Below are 18342 nucleotides of genomic sequence, written 5' to 3' on the forward strand. Positions count from 1 at the left end.
TCCTTTAAATTACAAAATCGTTACGTAAAATTTCATTATTAATAAATCGACGAATTCGAGGATCATCATTATTTCTTAACTCACTTGGCGTTTGTAAAAATGCTATCTCACCAGAATCCATAAAAGCAATTTTATCAGATACCCGCATTGCGAATTGCATTTCATGACTCACAATAATCATTGTCATACCTTCTTTTGCAAGTTCTTCCATAACAAGTAATACTTCTCCAACTAATGTAGGATCCAATGCCGAAGTTGGTTCATCAAACAACATAATTTTAGGTTTCATCACTAAAGCTCTTGCAATAGCTACTCGCTGTTGTTGGCCACCTGATAATTGGTGTGGATATTTATTGGCATGTTGCAACATCCCCACTTTATCAAGCATTGCTAAAGCCAATAATCGAGTCTCATCTTTAGGCTTGTTATGATACTCAGGAGCAAGGAGAAGATTTTCTAATACTGTCTTATGCGGAAATAAATTATAATTTTGGAATACCATTCCTAAATTCACAATTTTACCCACTGAATTTGAAACAAAATGGCTACCATTGATAAAGTCCTCTCCTTCTAATTTGATACTTCCCTCATCTAATGACTCTAAACCATTAATACTTCGAATTAATGTTGTTTTACCAGATCCTGAGTAACCAATAATAGAAAGTACCTCACCCCATTTTAAAGAAAGATCAATACCTTTTAGAACTTGTACGCCGTTAAAGGATTTTTTTACTCCATGAACACTCAAGGCTTCATCGCTATTAGCATGTTCAGTTTTCAAAATACTATAAGGTACTAATGCTGACTTATCGATATTAACCTCAGCATAATTTTCATTTTTTATCAAAGATACATCTAATTTGCTTTCAACTTTTTTTAGCACCCAAGACAAGAAACTCACGATAACAATGTAATAAAATGCAACAGCAAGCAAAGTTTCTAATACTAAAAAGTTACGTGTATAAAGCTGTTGTCCGACTAATAAAATCTCAGTTAAAGAAATTACCGAAACAAGAGAAGTTAATTTTACAATTGTAATATACTGGTTAGTTAGTGGAGGTAACGCTACTTTTAATGCCTGAGGAATAATAATTAAACGTTGAAGCCCCCAGAATCGAATTCCTAATACTTTACCGGCTTCATATTGACCTTTAGGTATAGAGGATAAGGCTCCACGATGAATTTCTGCTATATAAGCAGATTCACTGAGCACCATAGCAATTAAACCTGCAATAAATGGATTTGATAATAAAACAGAACTAGCACTCCAGAATTGAGGCACATTATAGATAAAAATTAATAACACTAATAAAGGTAAACTACGAAACAACCAGATATAAGTATTCGAAAATTTATTAACTAGTTTTTTATTCGATTGAGTTCCAAGCGCAAGAAAAAATCCCCAAATAACAGCAAAGATCCAAGTTAATGTACTTAACTCAAATACGGTTAAAACAGCTTTCCAGAAATCAGTATTTACGAATAAGCTTGCTAAATATGACCAATTAAAACCTTTTGATATCGTTTTATCATTTCCATTTTCACTAGCTAGAATCGCATTATCTAAGGCATTTTCTAGTCCATTTTGTTTTAATAATGCTTCATTTGGAAACTCAAGGTTATATTTTTTTAGTAATTTTTCATATGAACCATCTGCTAAAGTATCTTTTATCGCATGTGCAATAACAGCCTTACCTGATAAGTCATTCTTATTAAAAGCAAGCCCAATCAATACCGGATATAACTGTTCTTTATTTGTAATTTTTAAACGATCACCTAATTGATTAATCACCATCTGTGCAACAGCTGCATCTTCATACTGAACATCAACACCACCAGATAAAAGTGCTTGGGCCGCCTCTGGCGCACTCGGATACTCTTTCACAATAAGCGGTTTTAGATTTTTAGGCGCACAATACTTCTCTGAAACCTCATTCATCGTTGGAATCCAAGCTGCACCTTTCATTGAAGAAATGCTTTTACCACAAAGATCCTCTAGTTTTTGTGGAGAAAAGCTATCGTTACCTCGGACAACAAGAACGCCTCCAGTTTGTAAATAAGGGAGAAAATCAACTTGCTTCGCACGTTGAGGATTAACATATAAAGCGGAAGCGACAAGATCATAATGTCCAGCATTTAATCCAATAATAATATTTTCAATTCGAGTGTCTTTAAACTCGACTGGACGATTCAGATTTTTTCCAAGTAATCGCATTAAATCAGGATCAAATCCACTAGCCTCTTTATTATCTAAGTAAGCATAAGGAGCATAAGTTAAATCAATTCCTACTCGTAAAGGGCTTGCGTCATTAGCTTGTGAAAAGAAAGACAACAATAACAGCAATCCTCCCACAAGAGTTTTATGTATGATGTTTAGCATTTTGATAATCCTTTTATTGTTATAAAAAATAAGCCTCCATTAACGGAGGCTTTTGATTTTATGTGTTTTATAAGAGGCTATCTAATAACTGATTTCCCTATTATATAATGATTTTATATATAAGCTTACAATCTATCTATCATACCCAACACCAATGCCGAGGATTGCTTTGCTGCAAGTGGGAGAAATTCTTCAAATGACATACTCGCTTCGCCATCTCCTGCATCAGAAATAGCTCTAACGACTACAAACGGTACGTTAAAGGCATGACAAACTTGTGCAATCGCTGTTGCTTCCATTTCTACTGCTGTTACATTAGGGAAATCCACTTTAATTTGAGCAATTTTTTCTTCGCTATTAATAAAACTATCACCCGAGCAAATTAAACCGCGTTTTACATTTTGCCCTTGTGATTGGGCAATTTCATCGGCTAAATCGGCTAATTTTTTATCTGAAAGAAAAGCGGCTGGATTGTCGGGTAATTGACCTTTTTCATAGCCAAATGCTGTCACATCTGCATCGTGATAGCGAGTTTCATCCGAAATAACGATATCTCCTACTTTTAAATCTTTTGCGACACCGCCTGCTGAGCCGGTATTTAAAACCACATCCGGTTTAGCCAATTGCAATAAAGCAGTGGTACCAATAGCCGCTGCGACCTTACCTATTCCTGATTGCAATAATGCGACTTCTTTACCATTAATTTTGCCTTCAAAAATGACCGCACTTGCCACTTTCGTTTCTTTTTTATCTGTCATTAATTGGGATAAAATTTCCACTTCTTGTGCCATCGCACCAACAATCCCGATTTTCATTATTTTTTCCTTTCTTGTTCGAGTTTACTCACTAAGAAATCTAATACCGCAACGCCATAATCATCGTTATACAATGTACTCGCGGTGAGAACATATTTTCCGCCCACCACCACATAAGGGAACGTAAATACACCATATTCTTCTGTTAAATTAATGGCATCATTCACATCTTCTTTTACTTCAGCTGAATGCACGACTTTATTAAATTCAGCTTTACTGATTCCTTGCGAGACTATCCATTCACGCATCTTATCTAATGACGATAATTCGGTATAACGTGCCTTTTCAGAGGTTTCAAATAACAGCGTATCTGACAACTCGCCTACTTTTAAACGCTGTAAGGTATAAAATATTGTCGCTGAAAATTTTGCTTCGTTCGTAGCAACCGGGTATTCATCTAATGCCACTTTATTTGGGCGAATTTGGCTATAAAGCTGCAAGATGTCTTGCGCTGAAGAACAAACTCGACAGTCATAATCAAAGAAAAATTGGATCGGAATTTTACGATCGCTTCTTTTGGCTTGTTCAATCGGTTCTTGATATGAAAAATAATCTCGACCATCTTCAAACTGTGCGACATTCGCTGGTGGTAAGTGCGGTGGATTTTTGGCAGAAAAATCCTTTGCACTGACTTCACCGAATGCGACATTCGTCACACTCAGCAATATCATTGCAAAGGATCCTTTTAATAATTTATTCTGCCAAACTTTTTTCATAAATTAACCAATTGGTTCAATATAATCGACTAATAATTGGACGTTTCGATTTCCACGAAACTCATTAATTTCTAACTTATAAGCAAATTTTGCCTGCTTAATCGACAAATCGGGATAATACCGAGTATCGATATTAAACGCAATGGCATCTAATAATGGACCACCATTTTTAGGCTCAACAAGCATTTTTAAATGATTTTGATTTTGTCCGATAGCACGTTGCTCAAAAATTTTAAACTCACCATCAAAAACAGGCTCAGGAAAAGCTTGTCCCCAAGGTCCGCCAGATTTTATCACTTCTGCTGTTTCAATACTAAATTCATTTGCTTGAAGTTCGCCATCCGTCCAAATTACACCTTGTAATTGATCTTCATTTAACCAATCTTGCACCGTTTGATTAAAAATCTTTTGAAAATCAGGGAAAAAGCTTTCTTTAATGCTTAATCCTGCTGCCATGGCATGACCGCCAAATTTTAAAATCATATCAGGATGTTGGGAATGGATGCGCTCTAATACATCGCGCATATGCAAGCCTTCAATTGAACGCGCAGAACCTTTTAAAATACCTTCTTGATCTTGTGCAAAAGCAATAACGGGTCGATGGTATTGATCTTTGATTCGAGAAGCTACAATGCCTAATACGCCTTGATGCCAATCTGGCTGGAATAAGGCTATCCCCATAGGTAATTCATCAGAAAGTGCGGTGAGATTTCGGCAAATTTCTAAGGCTTCTAACTTCATGTCTTGCTCAATTTCTTTTCTGGCTTGATTTAAACTATCCAAATCTAAGGCTTGCGCTCTAGCCTCTTGCATACTTTCTGTAAGTAATAACTCCACACCAACAGACATATTATCTAATCGACCCGCAGCATTTAAACGGGGAGCAATCGCAAAACCCAAATCAGCCGAACAAAGTTTTTCAACTTCCCGATTAGCCACTTCTGCGAGAGCAATAATTCCTGGTCGACAACGTTTCGCACGAATTCGCATCAAGCCTTGATGGGCTAAAATACGGTTATTTTGATCAAGGGGAACAACGTCTGCAATTGTGCCGAGCGCGACTAAATCCAGTAATTCAGTAAAATTAGGTTGTGTTTCTGCCGTAAAAATACCCAATTCGCGAAATTTAGCACGCAAAGCGAGCATTAAATAAAACGCCACGCCTACGCCGGCTAAACATTTTGAAGGGAAATCACATTGTTGCAAATTTGGATTAACAATGGCATCAGCATTTGGCAGTATTTCTGGCGGTAAGTGATGATCGGTAATCAACACCTTCACCCCTTGCTCTTTTAAATACGCCACGCCCTCAAAGGAGGATACTCCGTTATCTACCGTCATCAATAACTGCACGCCTTTTTCCATTGCCATTTCAGCAACTGGCACACTCAATCCATACCCTTGTTCAAAACGATTTGGCACAAGATATTCCACATCAGTAAAGCCAAGCATACGCAAAGCTAATACTGAAAGTGCCGTACTGGTTGCTCCATCGGCATCAAAATCACCGACGATAACAATCTTTTGTTGCTGTTGATAAGCTTCAAACAATAAATCCACGGCTTGTTGAATACCGTATAATTTATTAGGGTTCAGCATTGATTGCAAAGTGCGGTCTAATTCTTGGCTATTTTTGATATGACGAGAACGATAGAGACGATCGAGTAATGCATTATCTGAAACAGGATTTCCGGCAGGAATTTCACGACGTTTGATGAGTTTTTTCACAGTATTTTGTTATTAAAAATGACCACTAAAGGAACATTCGATATGTGCTTTGATGATATGAATATTTTAAGGGCGTATATCATACGCCCTCACTACTAACAATTATTGTGCTGATTCTTGTAACACAGCTAATAAATCTTGAGGTTTTAAATATCCCCCAAGCATTTCACCTGTTGAAGTCACAATACTTGGCGTACCTTTCACACCAAGTTGTACACCTAAATCATACTGTTTTTTCACAATGTTAGGTGTTTTCAATTCTTTTGGTAAGTTACCTTTTTCTGCTTCGTTCAATGCAAATACAGGATCTTTCGCTGTCCAAATGGCTTCCATTTGGCGAGCTGTTTCATTCATTCCAGCACGTGGGAATGCAAGATAACGAACGGTAATACCTAAATCATTATATTCTTTCACTTGTTGATGAAGGATATGGCAATAATGACAAGTAATATCCATGAATACGGTCACAACATATTTTTCATTTTTTGCCGGATAAATGATCATTTCGTTTTTTAACGCATTCACTTTATCCGCTAAAAGTTTACCTGCCACATCAACTGGGCCTTTATTTGTTAATTCATACATTTTGCCTTGCAAAACATATTGACCATTTTCACTTACATATAAAATGCCTTGATCAGTCACCGCTGTTTTAAGGCCTTTTACCGGTGAATCTTTCACTTCAATATTTTTCGCACCTAATGCTTGTAATTTCGATTTAATCTCAGCATCAGTCGCCATCGCAGTGGCAGAAGCAGTGATTAAAAGTGCGGTCAGTAATTTTTTCATTTTTATTCCTAAATATCTAAACAACAAAGATTAGAATTATAAATGGATCGATGATTTGTGCAAGCCAAACTACCCAAAAAACTGAAAATGACTTATACTTCTGCCGCTTATAGAGGTTTATTTATTATGTTTGAAATTAATCCAATCAAAAACAAAATCGCCGACCTTTCCGAGCGCACATCTGTGCTTCGGGGGTATCTTTGACTTCGATGAAAAAGTTGAGCGTTTAGAAGAAGTTAATGCCGAATTAGAACAACCCGATGTGTGGAACGATCCTGAAAAAGCTCAAGCGCTTGGGAAAGAACGCGTTTCACTTGAACAAGTGGTTGATACCATCAAGAATTTAGAACAAGGTTTAGAGGATGTTGAAGGGCTGCTTGAATTAGCCGTTGAAGCTGAAGATGAAGAGACCTTCAATGAAGCCGTTGCTGAATTAGACGAACTTGAACAACAACTTGCAAAATTAGAATTCCGCCGTATGTTTAGCGGTGAACATGATGCGTGCGATTGTTATGTCGATTTACAAGCAGGTTCCGGTGGTACAGAAGCGCAGGACTGGACAGAAATGTTACTTCGCATGTACCTTCGCTGGGCTGAAAGCAAAGGCTTTAAAACAGAATTAATGGAAGTATCCGATGGTGATGTGGCGGGTTTAAAATCAGCGACGATTCGTGTTAGTGGTGAATATGCTTTCGGTTGGTTACGCACAGAAACAGGGATTCATCGTTTAGTACGTAAAAGCCCATTTGACTCCAACAATCGCCGCCATACATCATTTGCAGCGGCTTTCGTTTATCCAGAAATTGATGACGATATTGATATTGAAATCAATCCGGCTGATTTACGTATTGATGTTTACCGTGCATCCGGTGCGGGTGGTCAGCACGTCAATAAAACCGAAAGTGCGGTGCGAATTACTCACATGCCAAGTGGGATTGTCGTGCAATGTCAAAACGATCGTTCTCAGCACAAAAATAAAGATCAAGCCATGAAGCAGTTAAAAGCGAAATTGTATGAGCTTGAGTTACAAAAGAAAAATGCAGACAAACAAGCGATGGAAGATAATAAATCTGATATCGGTTGGGGCAGCCAAATTCGTTCTTATGTGTTAGATGATGCGCGTATTAAGGATCTCCGTACAGGCGTGGAAAATCGTAATACACAAGCCGTACTGGATGGCGATCTTGATCGCTTTATTGAGGCAAGCCTGAAAGCAGGACTTTAATCATCTCTTTTATACAAAAAAAAGTGCGGTCAATTTTAACCGCTCTTTTTTATTATACTTCTTCTTTTTCTTTCAGTTTATTCTTGCCTAACACTGCATCTTTCATCACCGTCAGCAATTCTTTTTGCACATGAGAAAGTTTTGGTTTTTCCGACTTTTCAAATGCTAGTGGACGACAAAACTCCATAGCCTTAATACCCAATCGAGCTGTCAATAATCCCACGCCAATTCCCTGTGCTGCTCTTGCAGAAAGTTTCGCAGTAATATCTTGCGAAAGCCAGTCCATTCCTAAATCTTGCACGATTTCAGTCGCACCAGCAAAAGCAAGATTCACCAATACCATTCTGAGCAAACGAAGACGGGTAAAATACCCAAGCTCAATCCCATAAATCGCTGCAATTTTATTGATTAAACGAATATTTCGCCACGCAATAAAAAACATATCAATAACGGCCAAAGGACTAATTGCCACAATCACTGCAGATTCTGCCGACATTTTCGTAATCAGTTTTTTCGCTTTTTGATCAAAAGACTGTAACACCGTTTTACTGAATAAATGAGTAACTTCGCGAGCAGAATAACTTTCATTCAGCTGTTTTTCCCATTGAACAATCGCAGGATGTTGCGAATCTAACTTTAAAGTATCAGCAATAGACAAACACAATGCTTTTCCTTGCTCACTATCCTGCTCTGAAAAAACTTGATGATTTTTGACCGCACTTTCACCTATTAATCGCTGACTTTGTTCTTGTAAATTCAAGCGTTTTTTAAGTTTCACCAAACGTCGCCATTCTGTGATGATTTCAGATAAACCAAACAATACAACAATAAAACTCACTAACGCAAAAGCAAGGTAAATCCATTGTTGATTTTGATAACTGTCCCAAATCCATTGAACAGATTGCGCAACTGTCGCTCCTAAAAATAAAAGTGCGGTCAATTTTAAAGCCGTTTTCCAACCACTCGATTTAGGTTTCACAATTTGCTCAAATTGCTCGTCCAACAACTCCCCTTCTAAAGGTTCATTATCTAGGATTGTTTCAACATTATAAAATTCTTGCTTAGGCAGAATTTCTTGTTCTTCTGGTTGTTGAGATTGTGTGAAAATTTGTTTTGTCATTATTCTTTCCAATAAAAATAGAAACGGTATTTTACTTCGAATTTCTTTAGCAAATCTTAAATGGCTGAAATAAAAAAGCAATATTGACTAGAAAATAAAATGAGCTACTATAGTCATGTCCACAATTAGTTTATCTAATGTGTTAAGTTTTAACTATTAACTAAGAAGGATCTTTTCATGAAGAAACTTATCGCCACTGCGGTACTCTCCGCATGTTCCATGGCTTACGCCAATACCGACATTCCAAACTACAATACTGATTCTCATCTGTATGAATTCACTCAAACTTATGACTTAGTTGCGCCAAAAGGTTCGCAAGGACAAGCGAATCTGTGGGTGCCTTTACCGTTTAATGGCGAGTATCAACAGGTAAAATCTATCCATTTTGAAGGTAACTATTTGGATGCCTATGTGACAGAAAACAACAAATATGGTGCGAAAACGCTCTTTGCGACTTGGGATAAAGATGCACAAAAACGCGATTTAAAAATCACTATGGTGATTGAAACCAAAGATCGTGAACCTATGGTTAAAGGTGCGTTGACGAATTACAAGCCACCAAAAGACATTCACTATTCTGTTGATGTACAAGAATATTTAAAACCGACTCAACATATTAAAACAGATGCTATTGTGAAACAGTTCGCCGATAAAATTGTGGGCACTGAAACTAATCCATTAAAAAAAGCTGAATTGATTCACCAATGGATCGTCAACAATATGGAACGTGACAATTCTGTTCTAGGCTGTGGCGATGGTGATGTAGAAAAAATTCTGACCACTGGTGTGTTAAAAGGTAAATGTACCGATATTAACTCTGTTTTCGTTGCACTAGCTCGTGCCAGCGGTATCCCAGCTCGTGAAATTTTCGGTATTCGTTTAGGTGCAGCGGATAAAATGGGCAAATATTCCAAAGGTGCATTCGGTAGTGCGGACGAACATGGCGTAGCAAACGTAAGTGGTGGTCAGCATTGTCGTGCTGAATTCTATCTTGCTGGATTCGGCTGGGTGCCTGTTGATTCTGCAGATGTGGCAAAAATGCGTTTAGCAGAGAAAAAATCTGTTGACGATAAGGATACACAAGCCGTTGCCAAATACTTATTCGGTAACTGGGAAGCAAACTGGGTTGGCTTTAACCATGCTCGCGACTTCGATTTATATCCGCAACCAGAACTTGCTCCACTCAATAACTTTGGTTATCCGTATGCCGAAGTGGGTGGTGACCCGTTAAATTCCTTTGACCCGAAAGAATTTAAATATGACTACGTCTCTAAAAAGCTCTAATAAATCTTTTTGGGTTGCGATTGCCACCGCGCTAAGTGCTGCGGTGGCATCAACATTGTGCTGTATTGCGCCTTTAATCTATTTAGTATTTGGCGTGTCATCCACATGGTTGATTGGCTTGGGTGAATATGATTATTTACGCATTCCGATGCTTATCGTTTCATTATGCGCCTTTGCCTACGGCTTTTGGTTGCTGATGTTTTCCAAAAAAATCATTTGCAGCAAATACATTTCCCGTAAAAAGCTCATTGTTTTGTATTGGATTGTATTTATTGTCATGCTCTTTTTCTTAACTTATCCAACCATTTTACCGTGGATTTTAGAGCTTTCTAATTAGGAACAAAAAATGAAGAAATTAACAACCGCACTTTTGCTTTCATTATTCACTTTCTCTATCGCTCAGGCAGAAGAAACAAAGCAAGTTATGTTAAAAGTGAATGAAATGAACTGCCAGCTTTGTGCTTATTTGGTGAATAAAGAATTACGTAATATTGATGGCGTGATTTCCACTAAAGCCTCCATTAAAGATAGAACTGTGACTGTTGTAGAAGATCCAAAAGTTTCTGATGAGCAATTGATTAATGCAATTCACAAGTTAGAATATACGGCGGAAGTAGTTAAGTAACCTGATAAAAAATAAAAGTGCGGTCAAAATTGACCGCACTTTTTTGTCTTTAAGAATCGACTTATTTAATCACGCCACATGCCATACGTGGGCCGCCACCGCCAAGTGGAGCTGGATGATCTGAGTGGTTATCGCCACCTGCGTGAATCATAATAGAATGACCACGAACTTCATCTAATTTTTTAAGACGTGGCGCTAAAACAGGGTTAGTTGCTGTACCATCATGTAATACAGTTAAAGCCGGTAAGTCACCTAAGTGAGCATCATCTTGCCATGGATAACCGTGTTGTTTTGCACCTTTAGGATCCCAGTGACCGCCAGCCGCTAAACCTGCTGTTAATTTACCGTCTTTTTCTTTTGGATCACAGCTTGGATTTTCATGAATGTGGAAACCATGTAAACCTTCAGCTAAACCTTGTAGATTTGGTGTAAATACTAAACCATAATTTGATTCAGTAATGGTTACAGTCCCTACATCTTTGTTACCGTTTGCAGGATCTAATTGTTGTACTTTTACTTCGATTGAAGGACCTGCTGGTTTTGCCATATGGTCATGTGCATTTGCCACGCCAGCAGCACAAATTCCGCTGATTGCTAATGCTAAGAGAGTTTTCATTTTCATCATAAGCTCCTTTACTTTAGAAAGACTCAAATTGATTCTACCTAAATACCAATAAAAAAATAGTGGTTTATATTAAGTATTTGACAATTAAATTGATTTAATTTTCCTATCAATCAAACCTATCCGCCAATAAAAACTGTAAGACTGCATCCATTCTTAAATGCTGGATGCTTTCACCTTGTCGTAAAACTTGAGGTTCAAAGGAATCAAAATCAAAAGATTGTTTTGACCAGAACTCTGCACTAGGTAGTTTACTTGGTACAGATCCTGGATAAAGTGTAATCAGCTGCTTATCTAAAGAACGTACACCTTGAATAGCTTTGATTTGTTTACCATTTTGATTAACTAAAACCTGTTTCGTCGCACGAATGGCGGCAATTGCCGTATATTCTGTATCAATTCCTTCAAATTCTACATGACGACCACCTTCTTGCACCAATTGACGCATAAGGCTAATTAAGTTTTGAATTTGATCGGTTGTGATATGATCGGCTTTTGTTGCCACAAACATGAGCTTATCAATATTCGGGGAAAACAAGCGATTAAGTAAATTGCGTTTGCCATAGTGGAAATTTTTAAAAAGCTGATTAAGCCCTGTCTGCATATCGATAAAAGCTTGCTGACTATGATTCAACGGTGTTAAACAATCGGCTAAAATAACTTGGCGATCAAAGGTCGAAAAATAATTTTCATAAAAGCCTTTCACCACCTTATTACGATAATAATCATATCGTTTATTTAGCACGGCAAAATAGCTATTAGATTTCGCCTCTCTTTTTAGTTTTTGCCATTGTTCTTCCGACAAATGCAATAACGGGAAAAATTGCAGTACAGGTGCACCTTCTAATTCTCCAGGCAAGACAAATCGACCTGGTTGAATAAATTGCATTCCTTCAGCTTTGCAGGCAAGTAAATAATCGGTATAAGATTTTGCAATCTGCGCTAAAACATCTTCATTGACGACCGCTCTTAGATCGAGTTTTTTCAGTTTATCCAACCAATCTTGCGCAAACTGTTGACGAATACCCGATGTAATTTTGGCTTGTTCGAGTGACCATTGTTGAAAATCTAAATTTAGTAAAGGCAAATCCAATAGCCATTCACCAGGATAATCAAAAATATCTAAATATAATGTGCCGCGTTCTTTGAAATGACGAAGTAAGCCAGATTGGCGTTCAAATCGAATTGCAAGACGTGTTTCACTTACGCCTCGGGTAGATTGGCACCACTGTGGTGGATTATTCATTAAATCATTAAGATTCGCTTCATAATCAAAACGTGGAATACTTAAATCCTGCTGAGGCACTCGTTTCACTGCTAAAATAGATTGATTTCGGGCGGCCTCAAATAAAGGAAGATGTGCATTTCCCTCTTGATTAATATGTAACAATTGATTAATCAAACTCGTAATAAAGGCTGTTTTACCGCTTCGACTTAGCCCTGTCACAGCCAAACGTAAAGTGCGATCAAACCCACGATTGATTATTTGATTAATTTCCCGATTAATTGATTTAAACATATCCTAAAAATCCAATAACTAGCCATTTTTGCCAAGATATTTTACAATTCACTCAATTTATCACAAAACGGTCTTTAATAATAAAGCTATGTTACGTCGAAATGTCACTTTTTGTTTTTTATTGTGTGGGTTGAGCCAAATTAATCTGGCACAAGCCGCACCAAGCATACCCAAAATGCTGACAGAAAACGGCTTAACATACTGCACAAATGCATCGGGTTTTTCTTTTAACCCACAAACTGCAGACGCTGGCACCAGTATGAATGTGGTGACGGAACAAATTTATAACAAATTGTTTGATATTAAAGATCATAGTGCAGCGCTTGTTCCTGTATTAGCCCAATCTTATTCTATTTCATCTGATGGAAAACAAATTCTCATTAATCTTCGTAAAGGGGTGAAATTCCATCATACCCCTTGGTTTACGCCTACGCGTGACTTTAATGCAGAAGATGTGGTCTTTTCGATTAATCGCGTTTTAGGTCATGATACTTACTTGCCAACACTCTCAGATGATGTAGTCACCTACAAAAATCCGCAATATAAAATCTTTCACGAACAGGCCAAGAAGGTACACTTTCCTTATTTTGAAAGTATTAAGCTGAATCAAAAAATTAGAAGTATCACAGCAACGAATCCTTATCAGGTTAAAATTGATCTGTTTGAACCCGATGCCTCTATTCTTTCCCATCTTGCCAGCCAATACTCTATTATTTTCTCGCAAGAATATGCATACCAATTAAGTGCCGATGATAATCTCACCCAATTGGATACGCATCCTGTTGGCACGGGCCCTTATCAAGTGAAAGATTACGTTTATAACCAATATGTTCGCTTGGTTCGTAATGAGGATTATTGGAAAAAAGAAGCTAAAATTAAAAATATCATCGTGGATCTTTCTACGGATCGTACAGGGCGTTTAATAAAATTCTTTAATAATGAATGCCAAATTGCTTCTTATCCTGAAGTTAGCCAACTCGGTTTATTAAGCGAAAAAGATGACCGCTATTATCTGCAATCTACAGATGGAATGAACTTGGCCTATTTGGCTTTCAATTTCCAAAAGCCATTAATGCAGGATAAAACTATTCGCCAAGCCATTTCACAAAGTTTAAACCGTTTTAGAATTGTGCGAAATATTTACCACAACACAGCAACTGTAGCGAATAACATTATTCCTGAAATTTCTTGGGCTTCGGCAATTAATACGCCTGATTTTCCTTATGATTATCAGCCAGCTGAAGCAGAGAAAGCATTACGCGATAAAAAACTCACGTTGAATATGTGGGTGATGAATGAAGAGCAAGTGTATAACCCAGCCCCAATTAAAATGGCGGAGCTCATCAAATGGGATTTAGCCAAAGCCGGCGTGGATGTTAAAGTGCGGTCAGTCACACGTACATATTTAATCGAACAATTACGCAAAGGCACAGAAGATTACGATTTAATCTTAACGGGTTGGCTTGCTGGAAACCTTGATCCTGACGGTTTTATGCGTCCGATTTTAAGTTGTGATACGCAAAATGAAATCACGAATTTATCAAATTGGTGTAATCCTGAATTTGATAAGATGATGAATCGTGCGCTGGCGACCAATCATTTATATGAGCGCTCTAAAGCATATAACAATGCACAAGACCTCATATTAAACGAATTGCCTATTGTGCCAATTGCAAACGTCAAACGACTTTTGGTCGCACGTGGCAATGTTAAAGGAATTGAGATGACCCCATTTGGTAGCATCAATTTTTCTACCTTGTATTTCATGAAAAATAAGGAGAATAAATAATGCTCATTTCAGCAATCCGTCATGTGGTTTGGGTGACCATTTTATTATTGATTCTGTCCGTATTAAGTTTTGTGATTTTGATGCGAGATCCACTCAACGCCGATCTTGTCACAAATAACATTTATAGTGCTTATTATCATTACCTTACATCATTGTTACAGGGTGATTTAGGAATTACCTATAACGGCGGAGAATCCTTAAAAGATTTAATTTTTACGGTATTACCACCCACATTAGAACTCTGTTTTGCTGCGCTTTTATTAGCTTGTATCTTAGGTATTCCTCTCGGTGTATTAAGTGCGGTCTATAATCAACGTGTTTTTTCACGTACATTGCAGAGTATATCCAATGTTGGTTTGTCTATTCCGATTTTCTGGTTTGCCCCGATTTTGCTTTATGTAGCAGCGATTCAAAGCTGGGAGATCGCAGCCATTGGGCAATATAATTTACTCTATGAAATCAAACCTATCACGGGTTTCCCTATTATTGATGTGTGGTTTGTGGATGTGCCTTACCGAACTAAAATCGTACAAAATGTTTTACAACATCTAGCCTTGCCTACATTAGTGCTTTGTATTCTGCCGACCATGGAATTTATCCGCATCATTCAGCAACGAGCAGATTATTTACTTCAACAAGAATATGCTAAAGCGGCAGCAACACGTGGCTGGTCAAAATGGGGGATTTTAAGACGTTATGTTTTCCGCAATACTTTTCCATTATTGATTCCACAACTTACGCGTGTATTTACCTTAGTGTTAACGCAATGTATGTTAGTTGAGACAGTATTAGGCTGGCCAGGAATTGGACGCTGGTTGATTGATGCCGTAACCCAACAAGATTACAACAGTATTTCTGCCGGTGTCGTAGTAATTGGTATTTGTATCATTATTATCGATACGTTCGCCAAGTTGCTCATGTTTGTGTTAGATCCATTGAATAAGAAGGGCTGGTATGCAAGATAGAGAACCTGATGAATTTCGCGAAAGCACCTCCTTCTTTCAGATTTGGTTGCTTTTCCGTCAGAATCGCGTGGCATTATTCTGTTTTTATTTATTTTGTCTTCTGATTTTGACCGCACTTTTTCCTAAACTCATTATGCCTTATAGCGAAAGCATGGAGTTTGTCGGAGAAGAACTCATGCCGCCATCTTGGGTAGAAAAAGGTCGTATTGCTTTTTTCTTTGGTACCGATGATCTTGGTCGTGATGTACTCAGTCGATTAATTATGGGGACACAATATACTCTCGGTTCCTCTCTTTTAGTGGTCATTGCTGTGGCAATTATTGGTGGCGCATTAGGTATTCTTGCCGGTATGTCAGAAGGAATTAAATCCCGTTTCTTAGGTCATATTTTTGATGCGTTTTTATCTATCCCCATTTTGCTGATTGCCATTATCATTTCTACATTAATGGAACCAAGCTTAATAAACGCCATGTTTGCCACTCTGTTGGCTATTTTGCCGTATTTTGTCCATGCGATTTATCAAGCGATTCAGCAAGAACTAAAGAAAGACTATGTACTCTTACTGAAATTAGATGGTATTTCAAACTGGGAATTATTAAAAACTACAATCTTGCCGAATATTAGTGTCGTCTATACGCAAGAAATTTCTCGAGCATTTGTTGTCGCTATTTTAGATATTACGGCACTCAGCTTTATTTCTCTTGGTGCACAACGTCCAATGCCAGAATGGGGCGCAATGATTAAAGATTCGTTAGAGCTGATTTATCTTGCCCCTTGGACGGTTTTATTACCGGGCTTTGCTATTATTTTTACCATTTTATTAAGCATTATTTTTACTAACGGATTGTGTAAAGCAATCAATAAATATTACGAGTAACCCATGGCGCTGTTAGATATTCGCAATCTTAATATTGAAATTCAAACACCAAACGGTCGCATGAAAATTGTGGACGGCGTCAATCTTTCGCTTAATGAAGGGGAAATTCTAGGACTCGTCGGTGAATCAGGTTCAGGTAAAAGTTTAATTGCTAAAGTAATTAGTAATTCCATTAAAGATAACTGGATTGTCACGGCTGACCGTTTTCGTTTTAATGATATTGAATTGCTTAAACTGACACCGAATCAACGTCGAAAAATCGTTGGAAAAGAAATTTCAATGATCTTCCAAAACCCATTAAGTTGCCTTGATCCAAGCCGAAAAATTGGTAAACAGCTTATCCAAAGTATTCCAAACTGGACCTTTAAAGGCCGTTGGTGGCAGTGGTTTGGTTGGAAAAAACGTCGTGCGATTGAGTTACTGCACCGTGTAGGGATTAAAGATCACCAAGATATTATGGCGAGTTATCCAAATGAACTCACTGAAGGTGAAGGCCAAAAAGTGATGATTGCCGTAGCAGTGGCGAATCAACCTCGATTATTAATTGCGGATGAACCCACTAATTCTTTAGAGTCCATTACGGCATTGCAAATTTTCCGTTTGCTTTCAAGTATGAACCAAAACCAAGGTACAACAATTTTATTAGCCAGTAACGATCTTAAAAGTATCAGTGAATGGTGTGATAGCATTTCCGTTCTTTATTGTGGGCAAAATACTGAGTCTGGGCCGACCGACCAAATATTAGAAATGCCTCATCATCCTTATACACAAGCATTGCTTTACTCTGTTCCCGATTTTAGTCGCCCTTTAGGCTTTAAAAGCAAATTAGGGACATTAGAAGGAACTGTGCCGATTTTAGAACAAATGCCGATTGGCTGTCGTTTAGGACCTCGCTGCCCTTTTGCTCAGCGTGAATGTATTCAAAAGCCAAGCCGATATCGCATTAAACAGCATGAGTTTTCCTGCCATCATCCAATTAATCTTCGAGAACGGCAGTTTAAAGATAAAATTGCAACTTCACCGCTTACGCTAAATACCGAATCAAAAGGAAACGAATAATGCTATTATTACAAGTGGAAAATCTCAGTAAAACCTTTGATGAACCCGCAAAACTTTTTGGTTTCGAGCAATTTTATGCGGTAAAAGAAGTCAGCTTTACGCTTAACCGTAAAGAAACGCTTGCGATTATCGGTAAAAATGGTTCGGGTAAATCGACCTTAGTAAAAATGATCGCAGGGATAACTCCCCCTGCTTCAGGAAAAATCTTATTTAATGATTTACCATTACAATTCGAAGATTTTCACTATCGCGCACAGCATATTCGAATGGTTTTCCAAGATGCGAATTCAGCGTTTAACCCGCGTTTAAATATTGGACAAGCCTTAGATGCACCACTACGATTAATTACCGATTGGGATGAAGAGACTCGCAATGAAAAAATCTTTGAAACGCTCTCATTGGTAGGGCTTTATCCTGATTATACTAATCTGAAAATTAAACACCTTTCGGTCAGTCAAAAACAGCGTATCGCCTTAGCTCGTGCGCTGATTCTTCAACCTGAGATCATTATTATTGATGATGCATTGAGTACATTAGATGCCTCTGTGCGTATTCAATTGCTTAATCTGATTTTAGATTTACAAGAACATTTAGGCATTTCCTATATTTATGTTGGACAAAATTTAGGCATTATCAAACATATAGCAGATCAAGTTTTAGTAATGGATGAAGGTGAGATTATCGAGTCTGGCACCCCGAGAGAGATCTTTACCAATCCTCAAAATAATATTACTCGCCTACTTGTAGAAAGTCATTTTGGTCAATTGCTTGATGAAAATGCTTGGCAAACAACTACTTCCTAATTCTCTGTCAAACAAGTTAGGCATAG

At 37.7% G+C, this 18342-nt stretch carries 17 protein-coding genes; 9 read left to right on the forward strand and 8 right to left on the reverse strand.

Annotation, left to right across the window (positions count from 1 at the left end; translation table 11 throughout):
- Positions 1 to 4: 4 nt before the first annotated feature.
- The 5 genes from DPV81_RS01150 to dsbC form a co-directional block, all read right to left on the reverse strand.
- The gene (locus DPV81_RS01150) at positions 5 to 2380 is read right to left on the reverse strand and encodes an ABC transporter permease subunit (protein WP_111386276.1); all 2376 of its coding nucleotides are present in this window, start codon (positions 2378 to 2380) and stop codon (positions 5 to 7) included.
- A gap of 125 nt (positions 2381 to 2505) precedes the next feature.
- Positions 2506 to 3195 carry a 5'-methylthioadenosine/adenosylhomocysteine nucleosidase gene (locus tag DPV81_RS01155; RefSeq protein WP_111386278.1) on the reverse strand — a complete coding sequence of 230 codons (690 nt, stop codon included), beginning with the start codon at positions 3193 to 3195 and terminating at the stop codon, positions 2506 to 2508.
- Positions 3195 to 3866 (reverse strand): thiol:disulfide interchange protein DsbA/DsbL, encoded by a 672-nt coding sequence (locus tag DPV81_RS01160; protein ID WP_243583360.1) that lies wholly within the window; start codon positions 3864 to 3866, stop codon positions 3195 to 3197. Before DPV81_RS01160 ends, DPV81_RS01155 begins: the two co-directional genes overlap by 1 nt.
- Positions 3867 to 3914: 48 nt before the next feature.
- On the reverse strand, positions 3915 to 5639 hold the full coding sequence (gene recJ / locus DPV81_RS01165; protein WP_049369019.1) for a single-stranded-DNA-specific exonuclease RecJ: 1725 nt from the start codon (positions 5637 to 5639) through the stop codon (positions 3915 to 3917).
- A 102-nt stretch (positions 5640 to 5741) separates the two neighbouring features.
- Positions 5742 to 6428: a bifunctional protein-disulfide isomerase/oxidoreductase DsbC gene (dsbC, locus tag DPV81_RS01170; protein WP_049369018.1), complete on the reverse strand. Its 687-nt coding sequence runs from the start codon at positions 6426 to 6428 to the stop codon at positions 5742 to 5744.
- Between the two features lie 126 nt (positions 6429 to 6554).
- Between dsbC and prfB the strand changes: the two genes are divergently transcribed.
- Positions 6555 to 7653, forward strand: a protein-coding gene (prfB, locus tag DPV81_RS01175; RefSeq protein ID WP_111386591.1) for a peptide chain release factor 2 whose coding sequence is annotated in 2 segments (ribosomal slippage) — positions 6555 to 6629 and positions 6631 to 7653 — 1098 coding nt in all. Because the reading frame shifts where the segments join, the coding sequence is not laid out codon by codon here.
- Between the two features lie 52 nt (positions 7654 to 7705).
- Here prfB and DPV81_RS01180 read toward each other — a convergent pair.
- Complete coding sequence (locus DPV81_RS01180; protein ID WP_111386282.1) at positions 7706 to 8773, reverse strand: TIGR01620 family protein; 1068 nt, start codon at positions 8771 to 8773, stop codon at positions 7706 to 7708.
- A gap of 177 nt (positions 8774 to 8950) precedes the next feature.
- Between DPV81_RS01180 and DPV81_RS01185 the strand changes: the two genes are divergently transcribed.
- Genes DPV81_RS01185 through DPV81_RS01195 form a run of 3 tightly spaced genes read left to right on the forward strand, consistent with a single transcriptional unit; the run spans position 8951 to position 10682 of the window.
- Positions 8951 to 10057 carry a transglutaminase-like domain-containing protein gene (locus DPV81_RS01185; RefSeq protein ID WP_111386284.1) on the forward strand — a complete coding sequence of 369 codons (1107 nt, stop codon included), beginning with the start codon at positions 8951 to 8953 and terminating at the stop codon, positions 10055 to 10057.
- Complete coding sequence (locus DPV81_RS01190; protein WP_005695901.1) at positions 10032 to 10394, forward strand: mercuric transporter MerT family protein; 363 nt, start codon at positions 10032 to 10034, stop codon at positions 10392 to 10394. The genes DPV81_RS01185 and DPV81_RS01190 overlap by 26 nt, the downstream gene beginning before the upstream one ends.
- A gap of 9 nt (positions 10395 to 10403) precedes the next feature.
- The gene (locus tag DPV81_RS01195; RefSeq protein ID WP_065243712.1) at positions 10404 to 10682 is read left to right on the forward strand and encodes a heavy-metal-associated domain-containing protein; all 279 of its coding nucleotides are present in this window, start codon (positions 10404 to 10406) and stop codon (positions 10680 to 10682) included.
- A 61-nt stretch (positions 10683 to 10743) separates the two neighbouring features.
- On the opposite strand, the gene sodC is transcribed toward DPV81_RS01195, so the two are convergent.
- Together sodC and DPV81_RS01205 are read right to left on the reverse strand one after the other, a co-directional pair.
- Positions 10744 to 11304: a superoxide dismutase family protein gene (sodC, locus tag DPV81_RS01200; protein WP_005695896.1), complete on the reverse strand. Its 561-nt coding sequence runs from the start codon at positions 11302 to 11304 to the stop codon at positions 10744 to 10746.
- Between the two features lie 109 nt (positions 11305 to 11413).
- Entirely contained in the window at positions 11414 to 12823 is a 1410-nt protein-coding gene (locus tag DPV81_RS01205; RefSeq protein WP_111386286.1) for a YcjX family GTP-binding protein, read from the reverse strand.
- Positions 12824 to 12911: 88 nt separating this feature from the next.
- Here DPV81_RS01205 and DPV81_RS01210 point away from each other — a divergent pair, with 88 nt between their 5' ends.
- Genes DPV81_RS01210 through DPV81_RS01230 form a run of 5 tightly spaced genes read left to right on the forward strand, consistent with a single transcriptional unit; the run spans position 12912 to position 18316 of the window.
- Entirely contained in the window at positions 12912 to 14612 is a 1701-nt protein-coding gene (locus DPV81_RS01210) for an ABC transporter substrate-binding protein (RefSeq protein ID WP_111386288.1), read from the forward strand.
- Positions 14612 to 15577, forward strand: coding sequence for an ABC transporter permease (locus DPV81_RS01215; RefSeq protein ID WP_111386290.1), 966 nt, complete (start codon positions 14612 to 14614; stop codon positions 15575 to 15577). The genes DPV81_RS01210 and DPV81_RS01215 overlap by 1 nt, the downstream gene beginning before the upstream one ends.
- The gene (locus DPV81_RS01220) at positions 15567 to 16454 is read left to right on the forward strand and encodes an ABC transporter permease subunit (protein ID WP_111386292.1); all 888 of its coding nucleotides are present in this window, start codon (positions 15567 to 15569) and stop codon (positions 16452 to 16454) included. The genes DPV81_RS01215 and DPV81_RS01220 overlap by 11 nt, the downstream gene beginning before the upstream one ends.
- 3 nt (positions 16455 to 16457) lie before the next feature.
- On the forward strand, positions 16458 to 17513 hold the full coding sequence (locus DPV81_RS01225) for a peptide ABC transporter ATP-binding protein (protein ID WP_049367513.1): 1056 nt from the start codon (positions 16458 to 16460) through the stop codon (positions 17511 to 17513).
- Positions 17513 to 18316 carry a peptide ABC transporter ATP-binding protein gene (locus DPV81_RS01230; protein ID WP_111386294.1) on the forward strand — a complete coding sequence of 268 codons (804 nt, stop codon included), beginning with the start codon at positions 17513 to 17515 and terminating at the stop codon, positions 18314 to 18316. The genes DPV81_RS01225 and DPV81_RS01230 overlap by 1 nt, the downstream gene beginning before the upstream one ends.
- Positions 18317 to 18342 lie beyond the last annotated feature (26 nt).

This window comes from Haemophilus parainfluenzae, assembly GCF_003252795.1.
Taxonomy (GTDB): Bacteria; Pseudomonadota; Gammaproteobacteria; order Enterobacterales; family Pasteurellaceae; genus Haemophilus_D; species Haemophilus_D parainfluenzae_K.